This window comes from Lysinibacillus sp. NPDC056959, from assembly GCF_042674095.1.
Lineage (GTDB): Bacteria > Bacillota > Bacilli > Bacillales_A > Planococcaceae > Lysinibacillus > Lysinibacillus zambalensis.
The window spans coordinates 24703-32033 of record NZ_JBHURE010000035.1 but is presented as its reverse complement, the minus strand read 5'-3'; the positions used below and the strand labels follow the sequence as shown (position 1 = coordinate 32033).

The window sequence follows — 7331 nt, the reverse complement described above, 5'->3', positions numbered from 1 at the left end:
ACACCCGTTCCCATACCGAACACGGAAGTTAAGCTCTTTAGCGCCGATGGTAGTTGGGGGCTTCCCCCTGTGAGAGTAGGACGTCGCTAGGCACCAGAAAAAGTCGAGGATTCATTCCTCGGCTTTTTTTATTTGCAGTTTTTTAGTAAATGTTCATCCAAACGATATTATTATGGCTCGCTCCTGCCAATTATGTAGTCTTCAGGCGATGAAAGTGGGGCGTAACACGTAATGTGTAGATGAATTTTTAATTTACCCAAATTTTTAGCGGTAATAACGACAATTCACAAATTGTTCAATGAAAACGTTTAGAATTTGAACAGTTTGTGAAGACCTTCACATTAGGCTTTATTTTTTTAAAAAAAGGAGTAGAATAGGAATCAGTAAGAAGTTGTTATAAAACAGTTTATCAAAAGTATCACATTTTAAGTGGTTGTTATAATACAAAAACGTATATTTGAAGGGAGAATTTACAATGTGGGTTATTACAGTATTTGAGAAAAAGGACGTTCGTATTTTTGAATACACAAATAAAAATGAAGCAACAAAAGCTTTAGGCGGATTTAAGAAAAACGCAATTTTATCTTTCACAAAATAAGCTAACAAAAAAACTCGTAACCATGACAAATTTGGTTACGGGTTTTTATTATGTTGAAAAACAAAATGGTTAGAGATCTTGTTTGATTTCACGATCTTACCGCACTGTTACGCGGGATAAATTTATAAAAATTCTACACTATTGCTGATTGGAGTGGAAGGCTACTCGACTCCCGTGGGAAAGCGAGACAGGCGAGACCCTGAGGCCAACATGATGTTGGTCACGGAGGCATTGTCACAGGACGTGACGCATTTAGCCTTCGTTCCTTTAGCGGAGGAAGCGGCTCGACGCTCGTCCACAGAAAGCTTTGCTCTGTACGAAAGCGAAGCGAGTAGCCTGGAACGGAAATCACCCCTTCGATATGCCGAGGAGCCATTAAAGAGCCCCACATTCCAATGAAACCCAACACAGGCGTAATTAGGCCACTATGCTTAAAATAATTTTCAATGCCAATACATAGCATTTACTTGCTCTTTATTTTAAAGCGTATTATAATAAAGTTGTAAGTGGGACATAATTTTATATAGTGGGACATAATTTAACCCACAACTATTAAAAAGGGAGTAGGTTAATATGTTATCTGTACCTGAGGCACAGCAAAGGCTACTTCCTGAAATGTATCCGCTTCTACAATCGAGATATCGTATTTTGCAAACAGTTCAGCTTATGCAGCCAATTGGGCGTCGAACACTTGCAGAGTCACTTAAAATGACCGAACGCGAAATTCGTAAAGAAACGGATATTTTACGTGAGCAAGGGTTATTAGATTCTCAAAAGTCGGGTATGGTATGTACAGACGAAGGTGAAGCAGTTATTGATAAGCTACGAGCACTAGTTTATGAATGGTCTGGTCTGACACAGCTAGCTAAATTATTGGAAAACCATTTTGGCTTACAGCATGTAATTGTTGTTCCAGGTGATTACAATGAAGACGATACGATATTAACATTGCTTGGAAAAGAGGCAGCACAACAATTTATGGCAACTAGCTTTGATGGTCAAACAGTGGCTGTTACAGGTGGAAAGTCGGTTGCATCACTTGCGCAATTTTTACATCCAGCTGATACACACAACATCACATTTGTTGCTGCTCGTGGTGGTATTGGACATGAAATGCAAATGCAAGCCAATACACTTGTCTCAACATTTGCCATGCAAATGAATGCACAGTATCGTACTTTGTTTTTACCGGAGCATTTAAGTGAGCAGGCCTATCAAGCAATGTTAACAGAGCCAATGGTAACTGAAATGATGAATTATTATGATCATGCAGATTGTGTTATCCATGGTATTGGCTCAGCAGAGGAAATGGCTGTTCGTCGCAATTCATCGCCTGAAGATTTACGGATACTCGAAGAAAAGGGTGCAGTTAGTGAAGCGTTTGGCTATTATTTCAATGCAGAAGGCGAAATTGTACATCGAATTCGAACAATCGGTATTCAGTTTGAGCAAGTTCAAAGAAGTAAGAAAATCATAGCAGTTGCTGCTGGTAAACAAAAAGTGAAGGCAATGCTATCGTACTTTAAGGTAGCACCAAAGCAAACCATTTTTATAACGGATGAGGTAGCCGCAAAAGCGATTGCTGAAGGTTTACCTTCTTTATAAATGACTAAGGAACTCGTATTTAAGCGGGTGTTAAAAACCCTTGAATGAGAATAAAGCCAATTGCGGATATTATAAATGTCCGAGGCAAAAATAAATTATTTAAACAATATTGGAGGAATTAACAATGGCATTAAAATTAGCGATTAACGGATTTGGACGTATTGGACGATTAGTATTTCGTGAAGCTATGAAACACGATGAAATCGAAGTGGTTGCAGTAAATGATCTAACAGATGCAGGTCAACTTGCACACTTATTAACTTATGATTCAGTACACGGTATCTACGATGCTGATGTTTATGCAGAAGGCGATTCTTTCGTAGTAAATGGAAAGAAAATTAACGTGTATGCAGAAAAAGATCCTGCTAACTTACCTTGGGGTGAACTAGGCGTAGATGTAGTACTTGAATGTACAGGTAGATTCCGTTCGATGGAAGAAGTAGGAAAACATGTTCAAGCAGGTGCAAAAAAAGCTATCCTTTCAGCTCCAGCGAAGGGCGAAATGCCAACGTTTGTAATGGGTGTTAACCATGAAGATTATAACCCTGAAACAGATGATGTTATTTCAAACGCTTCTTGTACAACAAACTGTCTAGCACCAGTTGCAAAAATACTTGATGAAAAATTTGGTATTGAACGTGGTATGATGACGACAATTCACTCATATACAAACGATCAACGTATCCTTGACTTCCCGCACTCTGATCCACGTCGCGCACGTGCTGGTGCAGTGTCAATGATTCCAACAACAACAGGGGCAGCAGTAGCAGTTTCAAAAGTATTACCTCAATTAAAAGGTAAATTAGACGGCTTCTCTATGCGTGTACCAACACCAAACGTGTCATGTGTTGACTTAGTAGTAGAGCTAAAAGCAGAAGTAACAAAAGAATCCATTAATGCTGCATTAAAAGAAGCTTCAGAAAAAGAGCTTAAAGGTATTTTAGGATACAATGAGCTTCCATTAGTGTCAATTGACTACAATGGTAACCATAACTCTTCAACTGTAGATGGTCTTTCTACAATGGTATTAGAAAATAGTATGGTAAAGGTCCTAGCATGGTATGATAACGAAATTGGTTACTCTACTCGTTTAATGGACTTAGCTTTATATATCGCAGAAAAAGGATTTAACAATAAATAAGTGTCATAATTCGATAACTAAAGTAAAAAGTGTGACATAATACTGCTTTTTGCGCACAAAAAGTATAGCCTTTATAATATCTAACGGATATAATATACAAGGGTAATGGAGTAAGGGAAATTTACCCTTACTCCTTTTTTATACGTAATATAAATTCGATGTGCAGGTTATGCAATTGCAAGACATAGAACGTGACTTTTGCTACTATAAAGGCAAGTAAAGGGTACTCTCCAAAATGTGGGTTGATGTCCGTTCCGACCGGGCGGCTCCTTGAGTACATATTTTAACAAATGCCATGTCTAACTTTTGGTGATAAGTCAGAGTATTTCATTAAAGGTTTGGATGATACTAGCTGAAAAGGCTTGTTATAACTTTATGTGTTGATGGAACAATAAAACAGTTACGTGAATGATGTGAGGAGCCAAGATGGGTGAATCCAGGAATTTCATGACTAAAACTTTGAAGGGGGTTTCTTCATGTTAAATAAGAAGACGATGAAAGATGTTGATGTAAAAGGGAAGCGCGTATTTGTACGTGTTGATTTTAATGTACCGATGGCAGATGGTGCGATTACTGACGAAACACGTATCCGAGCAGCAATCCCTACAATTGAATATTTAGTGGAGCAAGGTGCCAAAGTCATTTTAGCCTCTCATTTAGGACGTCCAAAGGGTGAAGTAAAAGAGGATATGCGCTTAACTGCAGTAGGTGTACGTTTAGCTGAATTAATGGGTAAGCCTGTTACTAAATTAGATGAGTCAATTGGTGATAAAGTAGAAGATGCTGTTGCAAATATGCAAAATGGTGACATTATGTTACTTGAAAATGTACGCTTCCACGCTGGTGAAGAAAAAAATGATGCTGCATTAGCAGAGCAATTTGCAAAATTAGCGGACGTTTACGTTAATGATGCGTTCGGCGCAGCTCACCGTGCACACGCGTCAACTGAAGGAATTGCTAAACATGTACCGGCAGTATCTGGTTTCCTTATGCAAAAGGAATTAGATGTGCTAGGTAAAGCATTATCTAAGCCAGAGCATCCATTTACAGCCATTATCGGTGGTGCCAAAGTAAAAGACAAAATCGGTGTAATTGAAAGCTTATTAGAAAAAGTGGATCACTTAATTATCGGTGGCGGTTTATCATTCACATTCATTAAAGCGCAAGGCTATGATATCGGTAAATCTTTATTAGAGGAAGATAAAATCGACTTAGCAAAATCCTTTATTGAAAAGGCAAAGGCAAAAGGCGTGCAATTACATATGCCAATCGATGCAGTTGTCGCAAATGAATTTTCAAAAGATGCTGAAACAAAAATTGTTGATGTAGACGCTATACCAGCAGATTGGATGGGCTTAGATATTGGTCCGAAAACGGCTGCTAAATATGCAGAGGTTATTAAAGATTCTAAATTAATCATTTGGAATGGACCAATGGGTGTCTTTGAAATGGATAAATTTGCGAATGGTACAAAAACTGTAGCTGAAGCTATGGCAACAACAACTGGTTATACAGTAATTGGTGGCGGGGATTCTGCAGCAGCAGTAGAAAAATTTGAAGTTGCCGATAAAATGGACCATATTTCTACAGGTGGCGGAGCATCACTTGAATTGATGGAAGGGAAAGAACTTCCGGGAATTGTGGCATTAAACGATAAGTAAACGGAATAAAAAATATAGGAGGCAAAAACAATGCGCAAACCAATTATTGCAGGTAACTGGAAAATGTATAAAACATTTGAAGAGGCTATTCAGTTTGTCGATGCGGTACAGGACAAAATTCCTTCAAATGATAAAGTAGACGCTGTTGTTTGTGCACCAGCACTTTACCTACCTACGCTTGTCCAAGTTGCGAGTGAATCTGAGTTAGCTATTGGTGCACAAACGATGCACTATGAAAACGAAGGTGCCTTTACTGGAGAAGTTAGTCCAGCTCAGTTAGCAAGTGTGGAAGTAGACTATGTTATTTTAGGACATTCTGAACGACGTGAATATTATAACGAAACAGATGAAGCTATCAATAAAAAGGTTGCTGCAGCACTTGCACATAATATCGTACCAATTATTTGCTGTGGAGAAACGCTTGAGGAACGTGAAGCGGGAACTACTGAGCAAAAAGTTGCTCATCAAATTACAGCTGCACTTGCTGGATTTGGGGCACAAGAAGTAGAGCATATGGTAATCGCCTACGAGCCTATTTGGGCAATTGGTACAGGGAAAACAGCTACAGCAGAAGATGCTAACCAAGTATGCGGAGCAATTCGTGCAGTAATTAAGGAATTATATAATGCTGAAACGGCCGCTGCTGTACGTATTCAATATGGCGGTAGCGTAAAACCTGAAAACATTCAGGAATTATTATCAAAAGAGCATATCGATGGCGCTTTAGTTGGCGGTGCAAGCTTACAACCAGATTCATATTTAAAATTATTGGAGGCGGCAGCAAATGCCTAAAAAGCCAGTAGCATTAATTATTTTAGATGGCTTTGCATTCCGCGATGAAACGTTCGGAAATGCAGTAGCTCAGGCAAACAAACCTAATTTCGATCGTTTTTGGAATGAGTTCCCGCACTCAACATTAACGGCAGCAGGTGAAGCGGTGGGGTTACCCGATGGTCAAATGGGGAACTCTGAAGTTGGACACCTGAATATCGGAGCTGGACGTATTGTCTATCAAAGCTTAACACGCTTAAACAAATCAATTCGTGATGGAGATTTCTTTACGAATCAAGCATTTTTGGATGCCATGGCACATGTGAAAGCACATCAATCTAAGCTTCATATTATGGGCTTACTATCAGATGGTGGCGTACATAGTCACTATGAGCATATGTTTGCACTATTAAAGCTTACAAAGCAACAAGGCTTAGACAAAGTCTTTGTACATGGTTTCTTAGATGGTCGTGATGTTGGACCGACAACAGCTTTAGACTATATTAAAGAAACTGAAAAACAAATAGAGGAAATTGGCGTAGGTCAATTCGCTTCTATTCATGGTCGTTATTATGCGATGGATCGTGATAAACGTTGGGATCGTGTAGCTCTTACGTACAATGTACTAGTTGATGGTGTTGGTCAAACAGCCGATAGTGCAACAAGTGGTGTAGCTGAATCATATGAACGTGATGTAACAGATGAGTTTGTTATTCCATTTAGCGTTCAAGAGCATGGTGAAGCAGTGGCAACGATTGACGATAATGACGCAGTTATTTTCTTCAATTTCCGCCCTGATCGTGCAATTCAACTATCTAAAGTGTTTACAAATGATGAATTTGATGGCTTTGCAATATCAGCTAAACATCCAGAGAATTTAAAATTTGTATCTTTCACACATTATAGTGATGAAGTAAATGCACAAGTTGCGTATGAAAGCGACAACTTGAAAAATACGATTGGTGAAGTGTTAGCTTCTAATGGTAAAACACAGCTTCGTATTGCAGAAACAGAAAAGTATCCGCATGTTACATTCTTTATGAGTGGTGGTCGTGAGGATAATTTTGCCGGGGAAGAACGTATTTTAATTGCATCTCCAAAGGTTGCAACATACGATTTAAAACCTGAAATGAGTGCTTATGAGGTAACAGAAGCATTGCTTGCAGAGATTGAGGCCGATAAATTTGATGGCATTATTCTTAATTTCGCTAACCCTGACATGGTTGGGCATAGCGGAATGTTGGAGCCAACAATCAAGGCCATTGAAACAGTCGATGAATGTCTTGGGAAAGTAGTAGATGCACTCCTTGCAAAAGGTGGCGCAGCTATTATTACAGCTGACCATGGGAACTCTGATGAAGTACTTACTTTAGAAGGGGCTCCGATGACAGCTCATACAACAAATCCTGTTCCAGTAATTGTGACAAAATCAAATTTAATGTTAAGAAATGGTGGCATTTTAGCCGATTTGGCGCCAACCATGTTAGAATTATTAGAGGTGTCACAACCTTCTGAAATGACAGGTCAATCATTAATTGAAAAAGAGGAGAATTAA

At 38.9% G+C, this 7331-nt stretch carries 6 protein-coding genes and 1 rRNA gene; all 7 read left to right on the top strand.

Annotated elements, in window-relative coordinates; translation table 11 throughout:
- Positions 1 to 92: ribosomal RNA gene (gene rrf / locus ACFTQ7_RS23225) — 5S ribosomal RNA — on the top strand; the annotation flags it as partial.
- A 383-nt stretch (positions 93 to 475) separates the two neighbouring features.
- Positions 476 to 598: a hypothetical protein gene (locus tag ACFTQ7_RS23220; protein ID WP_263297453.1), complete on the top strand. Its 123-nt coding sequence runs from the start codon at positions 476 to 478 to the stop codon at positions 596 to 598.
- Positions 599 to 1171: 573 nt separating this feature from the next.
- Complete coding sequence (locus ACFTQ7_RS23215) at positions 1172 to 2203, top strand: sugar-binding transcriptional regulator (protein ID WP_386831506.1); 1032 nt, start codon at positions 1172 to 1174, stop codon at positions 2201 to 2203.
- A gap of 124 nt (positions 2204 to 2327) precedes the next feature.
- Positions 2328 to 3344 carry a type I glyceraldehyde-3-phosphate dehydrogenase gene (gap, locus tag ACFTQ7_RS23210; protein ID WP_386831504.1) on the top strand — a complete coding sequence of 339 codons (1017 nt, stop codon included), beginning with the start codon at positions 2328 to 2330 and terminating at the stop codon, positions 3342 to 3344.
- A 476-nt stretch (positions 3345 to 3820) separates the two neighbouring features.
- Entirely contained in the window at positions 3821 to 5005 is a 1185-nt protein-coding gene (locus ACFTQ7_RS23205; protein ID WP_386831502.1) for a phosphoglycerate kinase, read from the top strand.
- Between the two features lie 30 nt (positions 5006 to 5035).
- The gene (tpiA, locus tag ACFTQ7_RS23200; protein WP_197143195.1) at positions 5036 to 5797 is read left to right on the top strand and encodes a triose-phosphate isomerase; all 762 of its coding nucleotides are present in this window, start codon (positions 5036 to 5038) and stop codon (positions 5795 to 5797) included.
- A complete protein-coding gene (gene gpmI, locus ACFTQ7_RS23195) occupies positions 5790 to 7331 on the top strand; it encodes a 2,3-bisphosphoglycerate-independent phosphoglycerate mutase (RefSeq protein ID WP_386831500.1) in 1542 nt (513 codons plus the stop codon). Before tpiA ends, gpmI begins: the two co-directional genes overlap by 8 nt.

Coding starts and splice junctions, on each gene's coding strand:
- ACFTQ7_RS23215 (WP_386831506.1), top strand. CDS start 1,172: ATGTTATCTGTACCTGAGGCACAGCAAAGGCTACTTCCTGAAATGTAT.
- ACFTQ7_RS23205 (WP_386831502.1), top strand. CDS start 3,821: ATGTTAAATAAGAAGACGATGAAAGATGTTGATGTAAAAGGGAAGCGC.
- ACFTQ7_RS23220 (WP_263297453.1), top strand. CDS start 476: ATGTGGGTTATTACAGTATTTGAGAAAAAGGACGTTCGTATTTTTGAA.
- tpiA (WP_197143195.1), top strand. CDS start 5,036: ATGCGCAAACCAATTATTGCAGGTAACTGGAAAATGTATAAAACATTT.
- gpmI (WP_386831500.1), top strand. CDS start 5,790: ATGCCTAAAAAGCCAGTAGCATTAATTATTTTAGATGGCTTTGCATTC.
- gap (WP_386831504.1), top strand. CDS start 2,328: ATGGCATTAAAATTAGCGATTAACGGATTTGGACGTATTGGACGATTA.